This is a genomic window from Clostridium rectalis (genome assembly GCF_900626095.1).
Taxonomy (GTDB): domain Bacteria; phylum Bacillota; class Clostridia; order Clostridiales; family Clostridiaceae; genus Clostridium_AS; species Clostridium_AS rectalis.
This window is the reverse complement of the sequence record NZ_UYZZ01000004.1, coordinates 322,794-345,237: the sequence shown is the minus strand read 5'-3', so window position 1 is coordinate 345,237 and position 22,444 is coordinate 322,794. Positions and strand designations below refer to the sequence as shown.

Annotated in this window: 18 protein-coding genes; 5 read left to right on the top strand and 13 right to left on the bottom strand. The window is 27.6% G+C overall.

Annotation, left to right across the window (positions count from 1 at the left end; genetic code table 11):
- Positions 1-22: 22 nt before the first annotated feature.
- From EJL03_RS08735 to EJL03_RS08715, 5 genes are all read right to left on the bottom strand, one after another.
- Positions 23-1,642 (bottom strand): SulP family inorganic anion transporter, encoded by a 1,620-nt coding sequence (locus EJL03_RS08735; RefSeq protein WP_125153580.1) that lies wholly within the window; start codon positions 1,640-1,642, stop codon positions 23-25.
- Between the two features lie 10 nt (positions 1,643-1,652).
- Positions 1,653-2,234, bottom strand: a complete 582-nt coding sequence (locus EJL03_RS08730) for a TetR/AcrR family transcriptional regulator (RefSeq protein ID WP_125153579.1) — start codon at positions 2,232-2,234, stop codon at positions 1,653-1,655.
- A 167-nt stretch (positions 2,235-2,401) separates the two neighbouring features.
- Complete coding sequence (locus EJL03_RS08725) at positions 2,402-3,754, bottom strand: hypothetical protein (RefSeq protein WP_125153578.1); 1,353 nt, start codon at positions 3,752-3,754, stop codon at positions 2,402-2,404.
- A 317-nt stretch (positions 3,755-4,071) separates the two neighbouring features.
- Positions 4,072-5,268 carry a hypothetical protein gene (locus EJL03_RS08720; protein WP_125153577.1) on the bottom strand — a complete coding sequence of 399 codons (1,197 nt, stop codon included), beginning with the start codon at positions 5,266-5,268 and terminating at the stop codon, positions 4,072-4,074.
- A 101-nt stretch (positions 5,269-5,369) separates the two neighbouring features.
- Positions 5,370-5,849, bottom strand: coding sequence for a metal-dependent transcriptional regulator (locus EJL03_RS08715; RefSeq protein ID WP_243108685.1), 480 nt, complete (start codon positions 5,847-5,849; stop codon positions 5,370-5,372).
- Between the two features lie 498 nt (positions 5,850-6,347).
- On the opposite strand from EJL03_RS08715, the gene EJL03_RS08710 reads away from it, so the two are divergent.
- Positions 6,348-6,587 (top strand): FeoA family protein, encoded by a 240-nt coding sequence (locus EJL03_RS08710; protein WP_125153576.1) that lies wholly within the window; start codon positions 6,348-6,350, stop codon positions 6,585-6,587.
- A gap of 11 nt (positions 6,588-6,598) precedes the next feature.
- A complete protein-coding gene (gene feoB, locus EJL03_RS08705; protein ID WP_125153575.1) occupies positions 6,599-8,710 on the top strand; it encodes a ferrous iron transport protein B in 2,112 nt (703 codons plus the stop codon).
- A 253-nt stretch (positions 8,711-8,963) separates the two neighbouring features.
- Here the strand turns inward: feoB and EJL03_RS08700 are convergent, their stop codons facing one another.
- Positions 8,964-9,551 (bottom strand): sugar O-acetyltransferase, encoded by a 588-nt coding sequence (locus EJL03_RS08700; protein WP_125153574.1) that lies wholly within the window; start codon positions 9,549-9,551, stop codon positions 8,964-8,966.
- 119 nt (positions 9,552-9,670) lie between these two features.
- A complete protein-coding gene (locus EJL03_RS08695) occupies positions 9,671-11,254 on the bottom strand; it encodes an N-acyl-D-amino-acid deacylase family protein (RefSeq protein WP_125153573.1) in 1,584 nt (527 codons plus the stop codon).
- Between the two features lie 265 nt (positions 11,255-11,519).
- Here EJL03_RS08695 and EJL03_RS08690 point away from each other — a divergent pair, with 265 nt between their 5' ends.
- The 3 genes from EJL03_RS08690 to EJL03_RS08680 are packed head-to-tail and all read left to right on the top strand — an operon-like array spanning position 11,520 to position 14,511.
- Entirely contained in the window at positions 11,520-12,365 is an 846-nt protein-coding gene (locus EJL03_RS08690) for a MurR/RpiR family transcriptional regulator (protein WP_164509045.1), read from the top strand.
- A 28-nt stretch (positions 12,366-12,393) separates the two neighbouring features.
- Complete coding sequence (locus tag EJL03_RS08685; protein WP_125153571.1) at positions 12,394-13,701, top strand: TRAP transporter large permease subunit; 1,308 nt, start codon at positions 12,394-12,396, stop codon at positions 13,699-13,701.
- 18 nt (positions 13,702-13,719) lie between these two features.
- On the top strand, positions 13,720-14,511 hold the full coding sequence (locus EJL03_RS08680) for a serine hydrolase (protein WP_206427354.1): 792 nt from the start codon (positions 13,720-13,722) through the stop codon (positions 14,509-14,511).
- Between the two features lie 199 nt (positions 14,512-14,710).
- Here EJL03_RS08680 and EJL03_RS08675 read toward each other — a convergent pair whose 3' ends face one another.
- From EJL03_RS08675 to EJL03_RS08650, 6 genes are all read right to left on the bottom strand, one after another.
- Positions 14,711-15,535 (bottom strand): hypothetical protein, encoded by an 825-nt coding sequence (locus EJL03_RS08675; protein WP_125153570.1) that lies wholly within the window; start codon positions 15,533-15,535, stop codon positions 14,711-14,713.
- Between the two features lie 25 nt (positions 15,536-15,560).
- On the bottom strand, positions 15,561-16,367 hold the full coding sequence (locus EJL03_RS08670; RefSeq protein WP_243108684.1) for a hypothetical protein: 807 nt from the start codon (positions 16,365-16,367) through the stop codon (positions 15,561-15,563).
- An 8-nt stretch (positions 16,368-16,375) separates the two neighbouring features.
- Complete coding sequence (locus EJL03_RS08665) at positions 16,376-17,209, bottom strand: hypothetical protein (RefSeq protein ID WP_125153569.1); 834 nt, start codon at positions 17,207-17,209, stop codon at positions 16,376-16,378.
- Positions 17,210-17,217: 8 nt separating this feature from the next.
- On the bottom strand, positions 17,218-18,066 hold the full coding sequence (locus tag EJL03_RS08660) for an ATP-binding cassette domain-containing protein (RefSeq protein WP_125153568.1): 849 nt from the start codon (positions 18,064-18,066) through the stop codon (positions 17,218-17,220).
- A 786-nt stretch (positions 18,067-18,852) separates the two neighbouring features.
- Complete coding sequence (locus tag EJL03_RS08655; RefSeq protein ID WP_125153567.1) at positions 18,853-20,211, bottom strand: APC family permease; 1,359 nt, start codon at positions 20,209-20,211, stop codon at positions 18,853-18,855.
- 827 nt (positions 20,212-21,038) lie between these two features.
- Entirely contained in the window at positions 21,039-22,409 is a 1,371-nt protein-coding gene (locus EJL03_RS08650) for a GntP family permease (protein WP_125153566.1), read from the bottom strand.
- Positions 22,410-22,444: the final 35 nt, after the last annotated feature.

Genomic DNA, 22,444 nt, shown 5'->3' with positions numbered 1-22,444 from the left:
TATCCCTCTTTAAAGCCTTATTTTAAGCTTCTAATTTCACTACTTTTCTAGCAGCCTTTAAAGCTTCATTTATATTTTTAAAGAATCTTTTTTCTCCTAGTCTATTTAAAATCCCCATATTTTTCATAACCTTCATAGGCTGTTCCTGTACCTCTGAAAACATAAGAGAAATATCATTTTCAATACAGTGACAGTGTATACTCTTTATAGCATTAAAAGCAGTTGCATCCATAATTGGAACCTTAGACATTTTTAAAATTAATACTTCAGTATCCTCACTTAATTTACTAATTATACTTGAGCATCCCTCTACTGCCCCAAAAACGAATGGACCATTTATTTCATACAATTTAACCTTATGGGCTATTTCTTCATGACAACTTAAAGAATTTACTTTTGTGCTCTCACACATCTTTTTCATAAATAAGAACATGGAAATTACCATACCTATTTCTATAGCTATGACTAAATCAAATACAACCGTAAATAAAAAAGTAATTAAAAGTACTAAAACTTCTCCTTTTGGAGCCTTTAATAATGATTTAAAAACCTTTAGCTGACTCATATTATAAGAAACTACCATTAGTATAGCTCCTAAAGCTGTCATAGGTACTAATTTTGCAAAAGGCATAAATATTAACATTGTAAATAATAAGACTACAGCATGTACAATACCTGCAATAGGAGTTTTCCCACCATTTTTTACATTGGCAGCTGTTCTAGCAATAGCCCCTGTAGCTGGTATTCCTCCAAATAATGCAGATCCAATATTGGCTACCCCTTGAGCCATAAGCTCTGCATTAGAATCATGTTTATCTGCCACCATTTCGTCTGACACCACTGCTGATAATAGAGACTCTATTCCTGCTAAAACTGCAATAGTTATAGCTGGATTTAGTAATTCTTTAAAAGTTTTTAAATCCACCACAGGAAATTTAGGTGCTGGTATTGTAGATGAAATTTCTCCAAAACGACTTCCTATAGTTTCTACTGGTAATTTTAAAAACTTTACCAAAAGTGTAGCCACAATCAATGCAACCAATGATCCAGGAATAGTTTTATTTATTTTAGACCAAAAAATTATTATAAGTAAAGATACTATTCCAATTATTAAAGCATAGTAATTTATACTATTAATATGCTGAAAATAACTAGTCCACTTAGGAATAAATTCTGAAGGTACCTTATCAATATTTAATCCTAGAAAATCTTTTATTTGAGTTGAAAATAGTACCACAGCTATACCTGTAGTAAATCCTGTAGTTATAGTATATGGTATGAATTTAATTAGATCTCCAAATTTTAATAATGCAAATATTACTAATATAATTCCCGCCATTATACTGGCAATAGTTAAACCTTCTATTCCATATTTTTCAACTATACCATAAACTATTACTACAAAGGCTCCTGTAGGGCCTCCAATCTGTACCCTACTTCCACCTAAAATAGATATTAAAAATCCTGCCACTATAGCTGTAATAAGTCCTTTTTCAGGAGACACTCCTGATGCAATAGCTAAAGCCACAGAAAGTGGCAGTGCAATTATAGCCACAATTATCCCGGCTATAATATCCTTTAAAATTTGATCCTTATTTAGTTCTCCATTTTTTATAATAGAGAGCATTTTGGGTTCTATCATTTTACCCCTCCTAATATTTTATTCCTCTCCAAAAATTATCCCATACCATTTCATAATGAACTGTTAAATCCTCTTCTTTATATATAATTGAACTATATAATAATCCATGAACAGTTGAAAAATAACTTAAAGTAATGGATTCTACAGGCTGATTTATAATAACTTTATCCTCTATACCCTTAATTAAAAACTTTTTTACTACCCCATAACGTTGGTTTGATAGGAAATTTACTTTCTCTACTAAGGCCTCATCAAAACCTTTACAAGGGAAAAGACTTATTCTTTTCCAAAAATATAACTTATGAAGTGAATCATAATAAGATAACATAGCTATGAAAATATTTTTTAATATAGCTTCCACATGAGATTCCTTCTTTATAAAACTTTCTATCTGCTTGTTTATCTTTAAAAAATATGTGTCTATCTCCTTTTCAATAACTTTACAAAGTAAATCCTCTTTACTTTTAAAATGAGCATATATTGAAGCCTTTTTTATACCCACTTCCTCTGCAACTTCATTTAAAGAAAAATCTGCCCCTTTTTCTCCAAATAAACGAAAAGCCGATTCCATTAGTCTTTGTTTCGTATACATAATTTTCTCCTCTCACTACCTAACGTTAGGATGGTACCCTATATAGCTTATCCATTATATTATATTTTGTCAAGAAAATAAAAAACGAGAAACCCTAGTACTTTTTCTCGTTTTTATATATATTTTCAATTTATAAGTGAGGATTTATTTATATAACCTCTATTTCTCTAATCTAATAAGTTATCTTTTTCATTTTTAATATTTATCTTTAAATACACATTTGCAGAAAAACATATTAAATCTTTAATCACTGATACGTTATCAGTCAATTCTAGATTTGCTTTAAAATCTAATTTAATATAATCTTTATATTCATAATCTATAGAAGTTTTTATTTGTATATCCTTTTCTAAAAAACTACCTATTTCTCTAACTCTTCTATTTTTATCCTTTAATGAAATACTAAATGGAATTCTTAAAGTAAATTTATATAAAAAGCTGCCTTTCTCCCCCTCTATCATTAATTTTTCCTCTGAACTCTCAACTATATATGCACTCTGAAATTTGATTTCTTCAAATTGAAATGGAGCATCTTGATTTCCTGGTATATCTACTACCACATTAGGAAACTCTATTTTTTTCTCTATATTTTCAAATTCCACCCTTTTTTCCTGAGGATAATTAGATTTATATAATAGCTCCTTATTGTTATTTTCATTGTAAAATTTATAAGGTCTACTCCAATTGTTATCAAAATTTGAACATAATATTTTATCCTCCTCTTCCCAAATTGCACAAAGTTTTCCCTGGTTAATAGCTAATTTAGCAGACTTTATATGTTTTTTACCTTCATATATTTTTAAAAAAACTATTTTGTCATTATAATCTATATAAACATCCTCAATTGACCAAATACCATTTTGTTTAGATATATTTAAAATATGAATTTTTTCTTTAAACAAAAGGGTATAAAAATTTATTTTTTCCTCTCTTAATCCATATAACTTTCTCTTTATTATCCATGAATCTTTATTATAGATGTAGTTTTTCATTTTTACTTCATATCTAGTTTTGCTTAAAAAAAATAAATATAATTTACTCTCTTTAAAAATCTCTACCCTATAATGGTTAGACACATTAGGAAGAAATGTAATTTGGTCTATAGTATTAATTAAAGCCTTTTCTCCCTGATAGGTACAGTGCATAAGCGTTCCTTTAATAGAATTTCTTATATCCTTAATAATAAAAAATAAATGCATAATATTTTTCATTTTTATAGTACTTGCCTCTATTATTTCATTTTTCCTCCCATCAAAACTATAAAGTCTTTGTTTTACCCAATTTTTACTGTTCCAAATACAATATTTTATCTCACCTTTTTTAATATAAATCAAATGTAAATTATTTAATTTATCTATAATTATATTAAAAAGTAGTACATCTGAATCAATTTTATTTTCCTTAATCAATTTATAATCTGAATATCTAGTAAAATAAACTAAACTTTTATCTTCCCTTAAAACAAACTCCCAAGAATTGTTTTCTAAGTCCTTATAAATATAAGTGTTAGTATTATTCATAAAAAGCTCCTCCAATTAGCTATTATTATAATTTTATAATTAATAAAAGCTTTATTTAATCTTCATAAAAACAAAATAAATAAAGCATCTCTTTAAAAATATATTTAATATCTTTTTTATATATAACCTTTTTTTAAATCTACCATAATTATTTAATATAACTATAATAAATAACCATAAAATATAACCATTAAAAATATAAGTTATAAAACTAAAAGGAGATATTTTTAAAAAGTAATTACAATAATTTAACCAATATAGTACATTATAAATAAAAAATCACTAACTTTTCAAAGTTAGTGATTGAGTAAATAAATTTATGCACTTATGGGTTGTAAATTCACAAATGAATTTTCTATTTCGTTAACCCAGTTAAATACCATACAAGATTTCAAACTTGGCGTAAACATATCCACTGCTTCATCCTTTAAAAACATCTTTAAATTATAAGATGCATATATAAATGCTGCCTTCTTTTTATTATTACTTTTATATTTTCTCATATTTATAAGTCCCGCAGCCACCCCTGCTAAATAAAAGGATGGATTATAAAGTACATTACGAGCATCAGATACAATAAGCTTAACATTTTCTCTAAGCTTTGACATAAGTTGTCTTAAAAGACTCATACCCTTTCCTTGGGGTATATCTACTTCCATTATACCTTCACTTAAACTACTACAAGCATTAACCCATAATTTTTTATCGCAATTTTTATTAGTTTCCATATAATCTCCCAAAGTAATTGCTTCTAAATATCTTAAATCATGGAATACATTACAATCCTCTAACAAATCACAAAAATCTATTATAATAGGTTTATTTTCAGTTATAATTATATTATCTCCTTGAAAGTCACCATGGGCATAAGAGGTTAGACATGTTACTTTTAATCCCTTCCACACATTTTCATTATTAAAAAAATAATAAGGATTAGGAAGAATTGTGTCTGTACCATCTAAAGATATCCATTTTACATCTTTGGGTACACCAATATCTTCAAATGCTTTTTCGTATTTTTCATCCATATATCTATAAGACAATTCATTTTTCATTATCTGTGTTGGACACATATATTTCTTTTCATGATCTTTACTCCAACTAAATACAAATTTTGTTATTTTTGAAACCATACTGTCCTTTAAATCATCTTCATTTATAACTTTATCTAAAAAAGTCTCACTTTTATAAATATCATCTCCTGCTAAATCATAAAGACTTGCATAAAGGGTTTTACCTTTGTCTTCTATTTTATAATTGGTTATAAGCTTTGCTATGTATTTATGCATATTATTTTTAGCTGCCAATTCATAAGCTTTCTGGAATACTTCACTTTCATTAGAATCACTTATTTTTAAAATTCCAACTCTATTATCTTCACCATATTCTACTAAATAAACTTCCGCTCCTGATCTACCACCACTGAATTTGTTTAAAATTTCAACTGGTGCAACCTTATCTTTAAGTTCATCACTTATATTATCTATTATTCTTAGAATATCTGAAATCTCCATTATTAACCCACCTTATAAATATATTCTTCTGTTATTAAATATTATATTTCCTAATAATAAATAACTAATGAAAAACTGATTAATAAATTATTAAATTTAGATTATTCTATGAAATCATCTTTGTACTCATTAAAATTTTCAAGTATACAAGGGTTATCACTAAAGAATTTATTTAAAATTTGTATGCTATTTAAAGCCTCTTTTGTTATGTTGTGTTCAATCAATTCTATATTTACTAAAAGCTCATTTTTTACATCTAAATTTTTTAAAAACTCTTGAATAATATTATGACGTTTTAATAAAAAGCCTCCCATTTTTCTTCCCCTATCAGTAAGTTTTATACTTCCATACTTTTTATAATCTAAAAAACCTAATTGTGTTAACTTCTGTACCATTTTTGTGGTAGAGGGCGGTTTTACATTTAAGGATTTAGCCAAGGTATTAATCCTTACTTCCTCTTTCTTTAAACTTTTTCTATAAATCATCTCAAGATAATCTTCCATACTTTTAGTTAAAATTTTATCCTCTTTATTTAAAATTTCATATCCTCTAACAGTATAAAAATTTTCATTATTTCCCACTATAACAGCACCTCCATATAGTATAACTAGCTTCACTACCACTTTATACCATAATTAATATGCCTATATTCAAAATAAACAACTTACATATATAAATATTTCTTTACTTTAAATTAAACCTCTAAAAAGTTATAAATGCCCCCTATTTACTAATCCATACTAAACTAAGCCTTTCTAAAACATCATTATATTAAAACATTTTATATTATTATCTATAATTTCTTTACCAAGTATTATAAATTTTAAAATATAGGTTCATTAAATAATGTAAAAAGCATTTAACAAAATAAGATGCTACTATTATTAAATATATGTGTAACCCATTTAACAAATTATTAATATATTATCTATATACCCAATTTTTTTTATTTATCTTTAAACAAATGTTTCACAGGGCTAACTTCTAAAAATTTATAGAAAACCCCTGTTATTTTAAGCTTAATATAGACTAAATTTCTCTGCAATTAATGTTTTACTAAATAGAAGGAAGTGTAAAAATTGAAAGATACCTTAGTACCTTTAAATAAAATTCCCATTGGAAGTATTGCTATAGTAAAAAAACTCACTTGTGATGGAATTTTAAGACGTAGAATGTTAGATTTAGGATTAATTATAGATACCGTAGTGGAATCACTTAGGAAAAGTCCCTCAGGTGATCCCACAGCTTATGAAATTCGAGGTGCTGTAATCGCCCTTCGCTCTGAGGAGGCTTGTAGTGTTTTAGTGCAACTAATTTAAGGAGGTTAAAGATGGGACTTACTAACCAATCAACAGGACTAGGTACACTTAAGGAAATGCTAGATATAAAGCTAACTTCTAAAGATGATATAGTAATTGCTTTAGCTGGTAATCCAAACACAGGTAAAAGCACTGTATTTAATAGTTTAACAGGACTTAATCAGCACACAGGAAATTGGACAGGAAAAACTGTAGCAACAGCTCAAGGTAATTATAAATTCAAAGATAAAAACTTTATTCTTGTAGATCTTCCAGGTACCTATTCCCTTTTATCTAGCTCCACAGAAGAAGAAATAGCAAGAGATTTTATATGCTTTGGTAATCCTCATACCACCGTTGTAGTTACTGATGCAACCTGTTTGGAAAGAAACTTAAATTTAGTACTTCAAATTTTAGAAATGACAGATAAAGTAGTTCTTTGTGTAAATTTAATAGATGAAGCAAAACGTAAAAAAATTACAATTGATACTGAAAAATTATCCTTAAAATTAGGTATTCCAGTAGTAGGAACCAATGCCAGAGATAATTTAGGTTTAGATAAACTTATGGAAGCTGTGTATAAGGTATCCACAGGTGAAATAAAAACCTCTCCAATAAAAGTAAAATATAATAATAATATTGAATCTATGATAGATACACTTGAACAAGTAATTAATCCTCTTGTAAATGATAAATTAAATAGTAGATGGCTTTCATTAAAATTAATTGATGGAGATAAAACCATACTAAAATCCATAAATAAGTATTTAGACTTTGACTTAGAAAATGATATAGACTACTCTATAAATTCTAATGAAAACTTAAGAGATGAAATCGTAAGTTCAATAGTTCACTTAGCAGAAATTGTATGTAAACATTGTGTTTATCAAAAAAATAAAACTCATAATGCAAGGGACAGAAAAATCGATGATATATTAACCTCAAAAATCTTTGGTATTCCTATTATGATAGCATTATTGGCGCTAATATTTTGGATAACCATAAAGGGTGCAAACTATCCTTCTGAGGCCTTAGCCACCTTCTTTTTCAAAATAGAAGAGAAACTTACAAATTTGTTTTTAGCTAAAGGATGGCCTAATTGGCTTCATGGTGCATTAGTTCTAGGAATGTATAGAACTCTTGCCTGGGTAATATCCGTTATGCTTCCTCCAATGGCAATATTTTTTCCATTGTTTACTTTGCTTGAGGATTTAGGGTATTTACCAAGGGTAGCTTTTAATTTGGATAATTTTTTTAAAAAAGCATGTGCTCATGGAAAACAAGCTCTTACTATGTGTATGGGCTTTGGATGTAATGCAGCAGGAGTAATAGGCTGTAGAATAATAGATTCTCCCAGGGAAAGATTGATTGCTATTATAACAAACTTCTTTGTTCCCTGTAACGGTAGGTTCCCAACTTTAATTGCCATAGCAAGTATCTTTGTAGCAGGTTCTTTTAACGGTAAAATGAAATCCTTAATTGCCACTTTATCCATAACTTTCATTATAGTATTGGGAGTTATAATGACACTTTTAATATCGAAATTATTATCAAAAACTATTTTAAAAGGTGTTCCCTCTTCCTTCACTTTAGAACTACCTCCTTATAGAAAACCTCAGGTTGGTAGAATAATTGTTAGATCCATATTTGATAGAACCATATTTGTTCTTGGTCGTGCCATAGTAGTAGCTGCTCCCGCTGGTTTGATAATATGGATTATGGCAAACATAAATATAGGTGGAGCAAACATTTTAAATCACTGTGCAAACTTTTTAAACCCCTTTGCTCATTTAGTAGGTATGGACGGCTATATTCTTATGGCATTTATATTAGGCCTTCCAGCCAATGAAATAGTTATGCCAATTTTGATTATGAGCTACATGTCCACAGGAGCCATGGTAGAGCTTGAAAGTTTAGAGGCTTTAAATACTCTGCTTGTTTCTAATGGATGGACATTTATTACAGCAATAAATGTTATGCTATTTTGTTTAATGCACTTTCCTTGTGCCACTACTTTACTCACTATCAAAAAAGAAACTGGCAGTTTTAAGTGGACATTAGTATCCTTTTTAGTTCCTACGGTAACTGGACTATCGGTTTGCTTTATTCTAACACAAAGTCTAAGACTTTTAGGACTAGGATAAAAAAATAATATAAGGGACTATAGCTCTAAGAATAAAATCTAGAAATCACTTTATAAACTTAAAGTTTAAATAAAGTAATTTCTACATAATCTTAACGCTAAAGTCCCTTTATATAATAATCTTAGTTTACAAATAAAATATTTCACTTAATATTAATAATTTATTTTAAATTTTTATAGCATCTTTTTTAGAATTAGCTAATGCTATCTACTCTAAGCTATAATAATTTAAAGTTTTTTTAATAAAATTTATATTACCCATATGTCAAGTTAATTTTGTCCTCCTCTGTAATCTTTCTTAATACTTTACAGGGATTACCTACAGCAATTACACCCTCTGGAATGTCTTTATTTACCACACTTCCTGCACCAATAATGCTGCCTTTTCCAATAGTAACTCCACCGCATACAATAGCATTAGCACCAATCCATACATCCTCTTCTATTGTAATAGGTTTTGAAGTGCCAATTCCTTCTGCTCTTTGTCTCGAAAGTATGGCATGACCAGAACATGCTAAACAAACTCCTGGAGCTATAAATGCATTTGCACCAATATGAACTGGCGATGTATCTAATATCACACAATTATAGTTAATTACAGTAAGTCCATGGGTATGTATGTTGAACCCATAATCACAACGAAATGAAGGCTCAATAAATGTTAGTGGATTATAAGTGCCTAATAATTCTTTTAAAATACTACTTCTCTTATCCCCTTCAGATGGTGCCGTCTGATTATATCTCCAACATAATTCTTTTGATTTTTGTTGTAATTGTGATGGCATATCTTTATGCTTTGAAAAATATTCTTTATTTTGTGTCATAATTTTTTTAAAGTCCATAACCCTATTCCTTTCAAATTACTATTTGTATAAAGATTATAAAACAACTCCTAAGTCACAATCATTTACCATTATACACTATATAAAATATACCTTTAAAGATATATTTTATATCTCATTTATTTTCCCTTTAAAAGTACCTTTCCTAACTTTGCACCAGTTTGTACACCATTTTCTAAAACTACTTTTCCAGATACAAATACATAATCTATCCCCTCGGGCTTAGAAAATGGATCCATATATGAACCTTTATACTGTATCTCATCTTTATTAAATAACACCAAATCTGCTATATTACCTTCCTTTATGATTCCTCTATCTTTTATTCCTAATATCCTAGCTGGTAGTGCTGAAGTTTTATAAATTATACTCTGAATTGGCATTAACTCTTTGTCAAGAGCCCTTCTTATAAATTTAGGAAATGTACCAAATCCTCGTGGATGAGGCTTACCTGAATATAACTCTTTTTTAAAACTTAATGCGGCACCATCACTACCTATTGCTACAAACATATCTTTCATAATACATTCAATATCATCTTCGTTCATACAATAATATATTACAGAAGCGGAGCCTTTAGTTTTTATAAATATATCCCTTACTACTTCTGATACTCTAATATTAAGTACATTTGCTATAGATTTTAAAGATTTTCCCTCATATTTGGAAAAATATTCTCCAGCTGAAGAAAGTATAATTTTACCACTTCCCCCTCTATTATAAACTTCTTTTTCTATATAATCTGAGATTTCTTTCCATTTTGTATCTATAAGTTGTATAAATCCATTTACTCCGCCAGCTTGAGCATACTTAGGTATTAGTGGATATAAAGATGTACAAGAAGCAGAATATGGATATTGATCACAACTTATATTGACTCCTGAATCTCTCGCTTTATTTATTATATTAAGTAATTCTTTTCCCCTCTTCCATTGAGATCTTCCTATTAATTTCAAATGAGATATATTTATTTTTACCCCTGTTTCTCTAGCGATACTTATAATTTCTTCTACTGCATTAAATACATTGTAGCTTTCCCCTCTTATATGAGCAGTTAGCACACCATCATATTCTTTTAAAACAGTAGCCAGCTCACATAACTCTTCTGTATTACTAAAAATTCCTGGAGGATATATCAAACCAAGAGACATACCAAAAGCTCCATTTTCCATCTCCATTCTCAAAAGCTTTTTCATGTCCTCTAACTCTTTTTTACTAGCAATTTTATTATCATACCCCATGACGCACATTCTAATGGTTCCATGGCCAATTTGGGGTATACAGTTTATAGCTGCTCCCTTTTCATTAATTATTTTCGCATATTCTTTTAAGTTAGAAAAGTCTAAAGATATCTTATCTGAAGTTACACATAAAGATTTACAATAGTCTTTTAACTGATTTTTTATAGAATCATTATTAGGAATTAAAGATATGCCGCAACTTCCTATAAACTCAGAAGTTATACCCTGGAAGAGTTTGCTTTCACAATTGTTTTCTACTATAAAAGAACTATCAGAATGGGAGTGCATATCAATAAATCCTGGAGCTAATATTCTATCTTTTCCATCAATAACTCTCTTTCCCTCTAAATTATCCTTGCTTATTTTTTCTATTTTATCGCCTACAATACCAATAGATCCTAGAAAAGGCTCTGTATTTGTACCATCAACAATATATGCCCCATTTATAACAATGTCAAACATTTCTATCCCCCCTAATTCTCTTTTTCTACCCAAATTATAACACACTTTTCTAAAAATAAAAATATTTTTTTATTTTTACTAAAAAATAAAATTATTTTTTTATTTTTATAAATAATAATAATACTTAGATCAAAAAATACCTTTATTAAAAATATTTTTTCATTTTTTTAAAAATTTAGATGATTTTTTTATTTTATTGTCGTATAATAATATTAAAGTCAAAATCAATTGAAAATAAAAATTTTTTTTCAAGGAGATGTGTATTTTGAACAACTCAATTTTTGTATTAATAGATGAAAACTATGATAACTTTACTAAAACCTTCAAAATAATAGCTGACTACATAAAAAATAACTATGACAAAATAGTATTTTTATCTATACAAGAACTAGCAGATAAAATGGAGGTGAGTATTTCAAGTATATCTAGATTTTGTAAAGAGCTAGGCTACTCAGGCTACATTACTTTTCAAAAGGATCTTCAAAAACTTATACAAAAAGACATTGCACCTATGAAAGAAATTAAAAAATCTATATCTGATGTATCAAAGGAGGATGATATACTAAAACAAACTATTGAAATGAATATAAAAAATCTTCAAACTATGTACTCTGAAAATTTAAAAAAAGACTTTGAAAAAGCTGTAAACCTTATTAATAAAGGTAAACGAATATTTATTGTAGCTACTAGATCCTCTTTTACAGTATCTTATTATCTTCACTTTATGCTAGAAAGATTCATGGATAATACAGTTTTAATTACCCCAGGAAATATGGATGTATACGATAAAATATCTAGCATAACAAAGGAAGATGTTTTAATATCAATAAGTTTTTCTAGATATACAAAATTTACAAATGATATAACTCAGTTTTTTAAAAATAAAGGCTGTGAAATAATTTCTATAACAGATAGTTACAGTTCTCCTGTAGCTACTAAAAGCAACTGTATTTTACTTTTAAAAAATGGTTCTTATACTTACTCCTTCACTACTGTATTAACTGCACTAAATGCTCTGGTTACAGCAGTTGGAGCAAAGGATAAGAAAAACACCTTCGAAAAAATGGAACTTAAAGAAAAAAACTGTTTTGACAATGGTATATATGTATAAAATTAAATAAATAAAGGGGGCTTTATATATGATAATGGGTTTACCTGCCATTCTAGGTTTCTTACCTTTATTAATATATATAATTATTTCTTTTAAAGGAAAGGACATGCTGTGGGTTGTTCTACTATGTGTTATTATTGGAGCTATTTTAACGGGACAAACCCCAATAAGTTTTGGTAATGCTATTGCCAATGGACTAGGATCATTTTTAGGTTTAATTGGATTTATAATATTGCTTGGTTCTGGAGTTGGGGAACTTTTAAGCCAAACAAAAGTAGCACAAAATATTGTTTATCTTATAATGACCAAAACAGGAGTAAAGACTAAAAAACAAGTTATGATTGCCACCATGATATCTTCTACCCTAATAGTTGCTTTATTAGGTTCCATGGCTGGTGGAAATGCCATCCTTGCTCCCATAATAATCCCAATAGTAGCAAGTTTTGGATTAACACCTAATACTTTAGGAGTTTTATTACATGGTGCTGGTTCTGCAGGTCTATATATAGGACCCTTCGTTCCACCGGTAGTTACCACAATGCAGCTATCAGGTTTAAGTTATGGCAAATATATGTTATCAGCTGGTATTCCACTTGCCTGTATAGTATTAGTGGTTACTTATTTCGTAGCTATGCATACTCAAAAGAAAACAGAGGGAAATATAAGCTATGGTGAATCTACTATAGTTAACACTGATAACTTCAAACCAGATGCAAAGGTGAAAAAAGCTACATTAGCTTTTGCAATATTAATGCTTATATCCATAGTATATGGCGTTATTTTAAAAGCTGGTGCATCCTACGTTATAACTGTTATGGGACTTACCTCTTTAATAGTTGGATATATATCTGGGCTTAAACCTGAAGAAACTTTAAAAGCACTTTTAAAAGGTGGATCTAAAATGTTTTGGATTTTCGTTTTATTCGTTTTATATGATCCATTCTTAACCTTTGTTACTGCCTCAGGAGCTTTTGATGCATTAGCAAATTACTTAAAACCTTTAATTAATGCAGGAGGTCCTATAGTATTTGCTATAATTGCAACATTAGTTGGTATATTTGGAGTTTCTGGAGCTGCAGTTGCTCAAGAAAAGGTACTACATGAAATGTTCTTCCCAATTGTACAGCAACTTAATTTCCCTATGACCATATGGGCAGCAGTTCTTTTAATAGGATCTCAAATAACTTCCTTTGCTTACCCAACAGGGGATATGGTAGGACAAATGGGACTAGCTCGTTCTAAGGATTTAAAATCCCTTATAAAAAATGGTTTAATAATCACTGTTTTAAGTGTGCTATATGTGGTTATAATAAGTATACTTTATAAATGGAATTAAATTACAGGAGGTTTTTCTATGCTTAACTTAGATAAAATAACACCAGATTTACAGTCTTTAATAAATGACTTAAAAGGAACCTGCGGTTTATATATAAAGGATTTACAAAATAATGAAGAGTATTCATTTAATAAAGATGTAATTTTTCCTTCTGCCAGTATTATAAAACTCTTTATTATGTACAAACTTTTTGAAAATCTAGAAAAGGGCATTATGAGCTTAAATGATAAGATTACTTTAAAAGAATGCTATAAAGTTGGAGGATTTGGCATACTTAAAAACTTAGATGAAAATTTACAGCTAACCCTAAAGGATTTAGTTACATTAATGATAACTTTAAGTGATAACACCGCCACAAATATGCTAATTGATTTATTAGGAATGGAAACTATTAATGAAGATATTTTATCATCTACCTGTCTTCAAAGAAAAATGATGGACTCAACTGCCTTAAAGAAAGGTTTAGATAATTTTACATCCCCTATGGATGTATGCACCGTACTAGAAAAAATACTATATACTGATAGTATTTCTGAAACTAATAAAAAAATTATGTTAGATATATTAAAAAAACAACAATGTAACAATAAATTACCTGTTAATATATCAAATAAACTTCAGTTGGCTCATAAAACAGGAGATTTACCTGGTGTTGAACATGATGCTGGAATACTTTTTTACAAAAATCAAGCTTTTATAATTGTAGTACTTACTAAAGATTTAGAAAATAATACCCATGGTGTACAGTTTAATAACAAAATAGGCAGACTCTTATCTGATTCTATACTAAACAATAATCCACAATCGTAATATCCATAAAAGGATTCCTTTATATAAAGGAATCCTTTTATTTTCTTATGATAACTTAAATTAACAAAATCGTTGTACATTATAATAAACTATTTTTTACAATGTAGTTATTTTCTAAGTAAAAGTGAAATATGAAATTTTATATGATTATATAAAATTTCTTCTTTTAATATAATAAGCTTTAGGATAAGTAAAGATTCTAAAGGTAAGAACTATGTTTATCTAAAATAAATTTTTTGGAAAATAGTTTAAATCCTAAATATATACTTAAAAATAGAATTACACTCCAATATAAAATTACTTCCCATCCAGAATAAAATGTAAATATAAAAGGTCCACACATATTAACGGGACTAAAAGGGTGTATTGAATCTATACAGTTTAATCCTATTCCTAAAATTAAATATATTATCCATGGAATCAAAATAGCTTGCGAGGAGTTGTTTAACTTATTAGATAATGCAATTGCAAATAGTGCTATAGCTGTTGATATCAAAGAAAATATTATAAAAATTAGGAAAATATATAAATATGGATTCAACATATATAAACCTCTGGCATAGCCAGGTGCTTCATCAATATTTCTAGGTATGTAAAATGGATGTGTTATCATAGAATAAATAAAAGCACATACCTGAAATATAAATGTAATCATAAATGAAACTAATGATACTGCAATAGTTTTTGAACGAATATAATTCTTCCAATCTGTTCTAGTTAAATAGAATTGTAAAAATCCTGTTTTTACATCTTTAATTAATGAATCTCCAACTACTAATAATATAATTATAGGAAATACAATTGCCATATAAGTATTTGCAAATCCCATAGCTTTTAAATAACTAATAAAACCATTATTTTGCTCTAAGAATAAATATTTAGAATATGTAGAACTGTTAGGTATATCTAATTTATCTAAATAAGATATATGTATGAAAACAAACATAAAAAGTATAAATGCAATAAATGTTTTCCATTGAAATAAAGCTCTTTTAAGTTCAATTTTAAAAAATGAGTTAACCATAGTGCCTCCTAAAAATATAAAAATTTTATAATATATCTTTTTTTATAATAAAAATACTGCCGACTATAGTATTAAATAAAATTAAAACTATATTTGCATCTATATATTTGAGATAATTGTAAATATTAGGTTTTATATCTAAGATAGATGGATAATTTAATGGTGACATTACTCTAGGGATTAAATTATTCATATATAATATTCCATTAATAATTATTATAATTATTAATACTATAAAAATTTTTATATTATTATTTGTTATTACATTTATAGTCTGGAAAAATGAAGTTATAGCAATAAATCCTGTTAACATTATACACAAACAGATAAAAAATAATTTATAAGGATTCATTGTACTATTATAAAGATCATTATAATAAATTTTTGAATATGCACTCCATATTTTATAATCAGCTGGGTATAAAAATAAAAGAGTTAAGGCTTTATGTATAATAATAATTACTATTAAATAAATTATATTTAATAAAAATAATGATATTATTTTTGAACACCACCATTTTAATCTAAATCCTGATCTATTTATTATCATAAAATCTAATCCCTTATATGAATTTATAATGTTTTCTACTATAAATAGTAAAGTACATATAATAACAATCCAGTGAATATATTGGAATATAAAAAAATCAGATTGTACTCCACCATAGATTTTAATAAAAAAATCTAATGGTTTAATGTCTAGCTTATCTAATTTTCCCTGATTTAATATTGATATAAGTTGGAAAACATTTAAAGAGAAAATAAAAAGTATACTTTTTATAAAATTTTTCTTAGTAGAATATACTTGATTTAATATTAGGTTTTTCATCATTTTAATCCTCACATTTTTTTATTAAAATTCATTTTATTAATACATAATATACCTACTAAAAAAGCTATTAAGGATATTGCTATATAGAATTTAATAGAATAATAAGGGGTATATCCAATCATATAACTTAGATAGCTTGGATCAACCTGTGAATGAGAAAAACAAAAAGGATAATGCTTAGATAATGCTAGCTGTCCTATTAAAGACCATCTTAAATTCCTATTGTTATTAAAAAAAGCTTCTTGACTTTGAATAATACACAAAATTGTAAATATTATTGAATATATACCATTATTAAATAATAAAGAAATAACTAATACACTTATTCCTATAACTATAAGACCTATGAAATATATTCCATATTGAATAAGAAAAATATTATAAATATTTAAACCAAGTTTATATGAAATATTTAATACTTCATGGTAACTATCTCCTTGTAATGGTAATCTAAATATTAAACCAACTATTATTAATATAAATAAGTTTATAAAAAAATATATATTTGCAGTAATAATAATTAAAAGAATCTTTGATATAAAATAAGAAGTTCTAGTTCCAATTCGAGATATAATAAAGGATATATAACCACCCTCATAATCTTTAGTAACAATATCATATATAAGATAACAATATAATAATGGTGCTAAAAACAATATATAAAAAGGATATGAAAGTGAAGCAAATATATAATCTTTAAGAATTAAAGTTTTATTTGCTGGTAAAAAATCAATAGGAGCTATATACTTTAATAAAATAGCGGTAAAAAATATTATAGGAATAATTGATAACCATCTTTTCCATCTAAGGGAAAAATATTGCTTTATAAAAAAATAATTCATAAACTATCCTACTCTATACTTATAGTATTTATTTTATTTTTATTTAAAACTTCATGTATCTGTGCTGAATTTTCCCAATCATTTTTATATATGACAGATGGATGGCCATTTATACGTTTCATTACATTCCCTTTAGGATATAGCCTTAATAAATTTTCCAAATCTACTAAGTCATCAACAACTATTCTCCATTCCTTTTGATTATGTATTATATTTAATTCTCCATTTTCGATTTTATATACTTTGTTACATAAAGTATATATATCTTCCTTTTTATGCGAAACCATAATAAAGCTTGTTCCATTTTTACTCATATTATGTACAATATCATTAAAAATTTTTACTCCATCTGAATCTAAGGCATTAGTGGGCTCATCAAATAAAATTAAACCAGGCTTTTCCATTATAGCTTGTGCAATACCTAATCTTTGTTTCATACCTAAAGAGTATTTTGATACATTTTTTCTATTTGATGGAGATAAACCAACTAAGTCCATTGTATTTTTTATATCTTCATCACTGATTTTATTTCTAATGGATGCAAGTATCTTTAAATTTTGAAACCCTGTAAATTCAGGTAAAAAAGTAGGATTTTCAATTAAGGCACTTACATTAGTTGGCAAATTTCCCAATAAACCAGGTGTTAGTTTTTTACCTTCTATTATTACATCTCCACTAGAGGGATAAAAAAGTCCTATAATAATTCTAAGTAAAGTTGTTTTTCCTGATCCATTTTTACCAGTAATACCTATAATATCTCCTCTTTCTAGGTCTAAATTTACATTTTTTAATACCTCCCTATTCCCTAGCTTTTTAGAAAGATTTTTAATTGATAACACAATTTTAGGCTTTAACATTAATAAAATCCTCCTCTTATTAAGTAGTAGTAATATAGCTAAAGCTACATTACTACTAAATTAAACTCTATTTTAGTTTATGGCTCCCAAGCTAATCTTGCAGTAGTTGTCCTATAATTCATTGAACCTGTTTTAAATTGTGCTTTAATACTATCCCCTTTACTTACACTTGTTTAAATATTCTTATATATTACACTATAAACAAAATTGGTAATTATTACAATGATCATATATACTTTTCGGTTCAACTATATATTTTTCAATAAAATATATTAAAGAAGTCTTTTAACTGCTTAGTTATAAGACTTTAGGATGTATACATTTGAAGTAACCTAAAGCCTTTATATAAAGGAATCCTTTTATTTTATTATAGTAACTTAAATTAACAAAATCATTGTACACTATAATAAATATTTTTTTATAATGTAGCTATTTCCTAAGTAAAAGTAATTTGTATAAATATAAAATTAAATACTTTAATATTTTATATTCCTCTTATGGTTAAATTTTATGTGTATATTGTTAAAAATAATATACATATATTAAAAATCTAAGCTAGTATATGTATATATTAAAAGATTTTTATATACATTAATATACAAAAATTATTTCTTGATACATTAATACAAAAATCTTTTCTTAATATAATATATAAAAATATGAGCTGAAGTTTTAATCTTCAGCTCATTATAAAGCCTATTATATATTTAATAGCTTCTATTAAAATACAGTAGTATTTATAGTTTACTATATTATTGTAATTCTTCTGGATTTTTATAAATCTATTTAATAATCATTAAGCTCCTCTAATTTATTTGCATGAATAGCCTTTTTCTTTTTATAGAAAAATAGCGGAAGTCCTGCTACAGTTAACACTAAACAATAAAGAAAGCTTTCAACTCCTGAACCATATATTGCCCACATAGCATAGGCAAACCCTAATAAAGGTATTATAGAATATTTAATTAGCTGTATATTTTTATACCCTTTATTATCTTTTTTCCATAACTTTATATCTGCCAAGGATGTACAAGCATATATTGGTAAACATGAGAGATTGGACAAAAGTATCATAAAGGTAAATAATTGAGATAAACTTTTTGTATAATTCATTGCAAGTAATATATTTCCTAAAATTGCCGCTATAATTAAAGATGATGATGGGGTTTGATATTTAGAGTGTACCCTCTGAAATACTCTAGGAAACATATCATCCTTAGCTGCTGCATAGGACATTCTAGCTGTAGTTAAAATAGTTGCAAAGGCAGTACCTAATATGCTCAAAACTTCAGTTATTATAACTACATAGGCAAATCCTCTCCCAAAATGGGAAGATAATATTTCCCCGTAATTTCCCTCAACCATTGCAAGCTCTTTTGAGTTAATGGCCCCCATGGTTGCAAAACTTAAGATTAGATAAAAAGCAATACTTATAAGTATACCAATTATAGTGGCTAATTTTACATTTCTTCTAGCATTTTTAACCTCTCCTGCTGAAACTGATGCAGCTTCAAATCCGGAAAATGCCCATAATGTTATAGATACAGCAGCGCTTACTGTTCCTATCCCCTTGCCCTCTGGGAATAAAGGAGTTATGTTTGAAATATTAAACTTCCCACCTGCCACAAATACAAAAGCTACTGATAATACTATAACTGATGCGGTGAGTATTGTTTGGAAAGTTGCCGCTTCCTTAATTCCTTTTACATTTATGTAAGTAAAAAACCAAAGTACTGCACTTGTAAATAAAAATGCTACTAATCTATTTTCATTTAAAACAGGAATAAATGCTGCTACATATGCTGTTGCAGAAACTAAAGATGCTATAATTGCTATCCAATAAGAATTCCAAAATAACCAGGCATTTATATATCCTGCAAAATCTCCAAAAGCTTGTTTTACATATTCATAAGGCCCTCCTGTTTTAGGTATTTTAGCTCCTAAATTAGCAAAAGATATACCCATAAATATAGCACCTAACCCACTTATTATCCATCCAACCATAGCTGCACCTGGACTACACTCCTTGGCTAATGCAGCTACTAAAAGTAAAATACCTGACCCCATAGTATTACCAACCACTATGGCAGTAGTAGAAACAAGTCCTAAACCTTTTTTTAAATGCACCTCTTCTCTTTCCTCCATAAATAACCCATTCCTTTCTACTTAACAATATATCTATCCTATAGAATTCATTGCACAACCTATTAAATTTAATAATAAGCTTTCTACTTAGCTATATATCTACACCTTAATATGCTGCTCTAAGTCAGTGTAATATAACATTAGATAATGGATTCTAAACATCAAATAAAGCCTTAACTCACTATAATGCCATGAAACCTATTTATTCATAAATTTATATTTAAATAAATCTAAAATCCCTTAATCAAATCTGATTTAATTAATTGTGTTAATTGAATAATTATTTAAATAAACTTTCATAAAACTTTAAAATAAGACAAATAAATTTATAAATATTAAATATTTTTTGTTTCCTTAAATACTTAAAAAGCATTATTTTAAATTTCAAAAATTAATTCTCATCTTCAAAATATGAGAATATGAAAGAAAATCCTAAAGTAAAATTACTTAAATAGCAATGGAGGTTTTAAACTATTTAATAAAGTTTAATATCATCAAAAAAGCCAGCACCTCTGCTGACCTATATTTACAAAATTTCATTAAACTATTTTACTCTAATTTTCACAAATTTACAATATGTTTTTGTATATATTTTAAAAAACTATATAAATACATATTAATTCTCAATATACCTTTGTGTAGTTTTTATAGTATGAATATATTTATACTATAAAAATCAAATATAACATTAAGTCTCTCATTATTAAAATATAAAAAATATAAGACCATTGACAAATTATTTATAAACAGTCTTATATTTTTTCTAGTTATAACTTTAAAAATCTTCTAAATTTTTATTGTATAAAAATATCTCTTTTCTTTAAGTTTTACATTAACCCGGGAAGTATTCCTTGGAATAAGGATAGAATAAGCACTACTAAAAGTATTGTTAGTCCTGCTATAAAGCCTCCTACCGTCCATCCTCTAATAGTATCACTTACAGAAATTTTAAAGAATCTACTAATTGCCCAAAATCCAGAATCATTTGGAAGTGATAATCCAATACCTCCACTACAAATTGCAATTGAGCAAAGTACAGGTGATACTCCTGAAGATGCAATGGTGGACCCAAGTATTGATGCCGTTGTTAAAAGCGCCACTGTTGTAGAACCTTGAGCACAACGAATTATTTGAGAAATAATAAAACAAAGTACCAATATTGGTATAGCAAACCCTGACAGTGATGTAGCAATATAATCCGCAATTCCTGTAGCCTGTAAAACTCCTCCATAAGCCCCACCTGCACCTGTAATTAAAAGAACTAAACCAACTTGGTCTGCAGCATCATTCATAATATCAGAAACACTACTATTTATATATGGGAGAGAAATAAGTGCCGCATATATAACTCCAATAAGCATAGCTACATTTTTATCACCTACAAATTTAAGCAAAGTAGTTATTTTACTGCCTTCACCAAGGATCATTGAACCAAAACTTCCTATTAGAATTAATAAAATAGGTACTAAAAGAATGGACAACGATTTCATAAAACTTGGTTTGTTTTGTGAAATTTCAGTGCTAGCTGCAGTTTCTTCAAGTGCTATATCATCAAAAGAATATGTATGATTATTTTTATGATCAACCTTATTTATGTATTTTCCGTAAGCAATTCCACCTACAAGTGTTCCTATAAAAGCACAAATCAAAGCATAAACAAAGAAAATTCCTACATCTATTTTTAAAGCCTCTGCTACTGCAAGTGGTGCTGGTGTGGGAATAACTAAAGCGTACGTACAAGTAGTTGCAACAGAAAGTGCACCGGCATATGTTACCATAGAAACTCCAGTCTTTTTTGAAAGCACCCTAAGCATTGGGGCAAACATTATATAAACTACATCTCCAAATACAGGTATACCTGTTATAAAACCTGACATAGCAACCGCCTGAGGTGTATTATTTTCTCCAAACTTTTTAAGTATGGTATTTGCCATTACTTCTATACCACCTGACTCAAACATAAACTTACCAAGCATTACACCAAGTCCTGTTACTATACCTATTCCAGCTAAAGTATTTCCAAATCCCTTAGAAAGAGTAGTTGCAATATCTGCCATAGGCATTTTAACAAAAACTGCTGTAGCCACAGAGGTAATTAATAGTGAAACGAATGCATTTAGTTTAAATTTTATAATAGTTACTAATAAAACAGCCACTGATAATAAAAATACTACAATTAATAATGGTCCCGTTAACATATAAACTCCTCCTTAAAGTTAATATTAATTATTTC

What these genes read in the sequence shown, in the direction of transcription:
- EJL03_RS08655 (WP_125153567.1), bottom strand. Translation starts at nt 20,211, where the DNA reads ATGGAGGAAAGAGAAGAGGTGCATTTAAAAAAAGGTTTAGGACTTGTT.
- EJL03_RS08725 (WP_125153578.1), bottom strand. Translation starts at nt 3,754, where the DNA reads ATGAATAATACTAACACTTATATTTATAAGGACTTAGAAAACAATTCT.
- EJL03_RS08735 (WP_125153580.1), bottom strand. Translation starts at nt 1,642, where the DNA reads ATGATAGAACCCAAAATGCTCTCTATTATAAAAAATGGAGAACTAAAT.
- feoB (WP_125153575.1), top strand. Translation starts at nt 6,599, where the DNA reads ATGGGACTTACTAACCAATCAACAGGACTAGGTACACTTAAGGAAATG.
- EJL03_RS08665 (WP_125153569.1), bottom strand. Translation starts at nt 17,209, where the DNA reads ATGAATTATTTTTTTATAAAGCAATATTTTTCCCTTAGATGGAAAAGA.
- EJL03_RS08685 (WP_125153571.1), top strand. Translation starts at nt 12,394, where the DNA reads ATGATAATGGGTTTACCTGCCATTCTAGGTTTCTTACCTTTATTAATA.
- EJL03_RS08650 (WP_125153566.1), bottom strand. Translation starts at nt 22,409, where the DNA reads ATGTTAACGGGACCATTATTAATTGTAGTATTTTTATTATCAGTGGCT.
- EJL03_RS08700 (WP_125153574.1), bottom strand. Translation starts at nt 9,551, where the DNA reads ATGGACTTTAAAAAAATTATGACACAAAATAAAGAATATTTTTCAAAG.
- EJL03_RS08730 (WP_125153579.1), bottom strand. Translation starts at nt 2,234, where the DNA reads ATGTATACGAAACAAAGACTAATGGAATCGGCTTTTCGTTTATTTGGA.
- EJL03_RS08675 (WP_125153570.1), bottom strand. Translation starts at nt 15,535, where the DNA reads ATGGTTAACTCATTTTTTAAAATTGAACTTAAAAGAGCTTTATTTCAA.
- EJL03_RS08670 (WP_243108684.1), bottom strand. Translation starts at nt 16,367, where the DNA reads ATGATGAAAAACCTAATATTAAATCAAGTATATTCTACTAAGAAAAAT.
- EJL03_RS08695 (WP_125153573.1), bottom strand. Translation starts at nt 11,254, where the DNA reads ATGTTTGACATTGTTATAAATGGGGCATATATTGTTGATGGTACAAAT.
- EJL03_RS08660 (WP_125153568.1), bottom strand. Translation starts at nt 18,066, where the DNA reads ATGTTAAAGCCTAAAATTGTGTTATCAATTAAAAATCTTTCTAAAAAG.
- EJL03_RS08680 (WP_206427354.1), top strand. Translation starts at nt 13,720, where the DNA reads ATGCTTAACTTAGATAAAATAACACCAGATTTACAGTCTTTAATAAAT.
- EJL03_RS08720 (WP_125153577.1), bottom strand. Translation starts at nt 5,268, where the DNA reads ATGGAGATTTCAGATATTCTAAGAATAATAGATAATATAAGTGATGAA.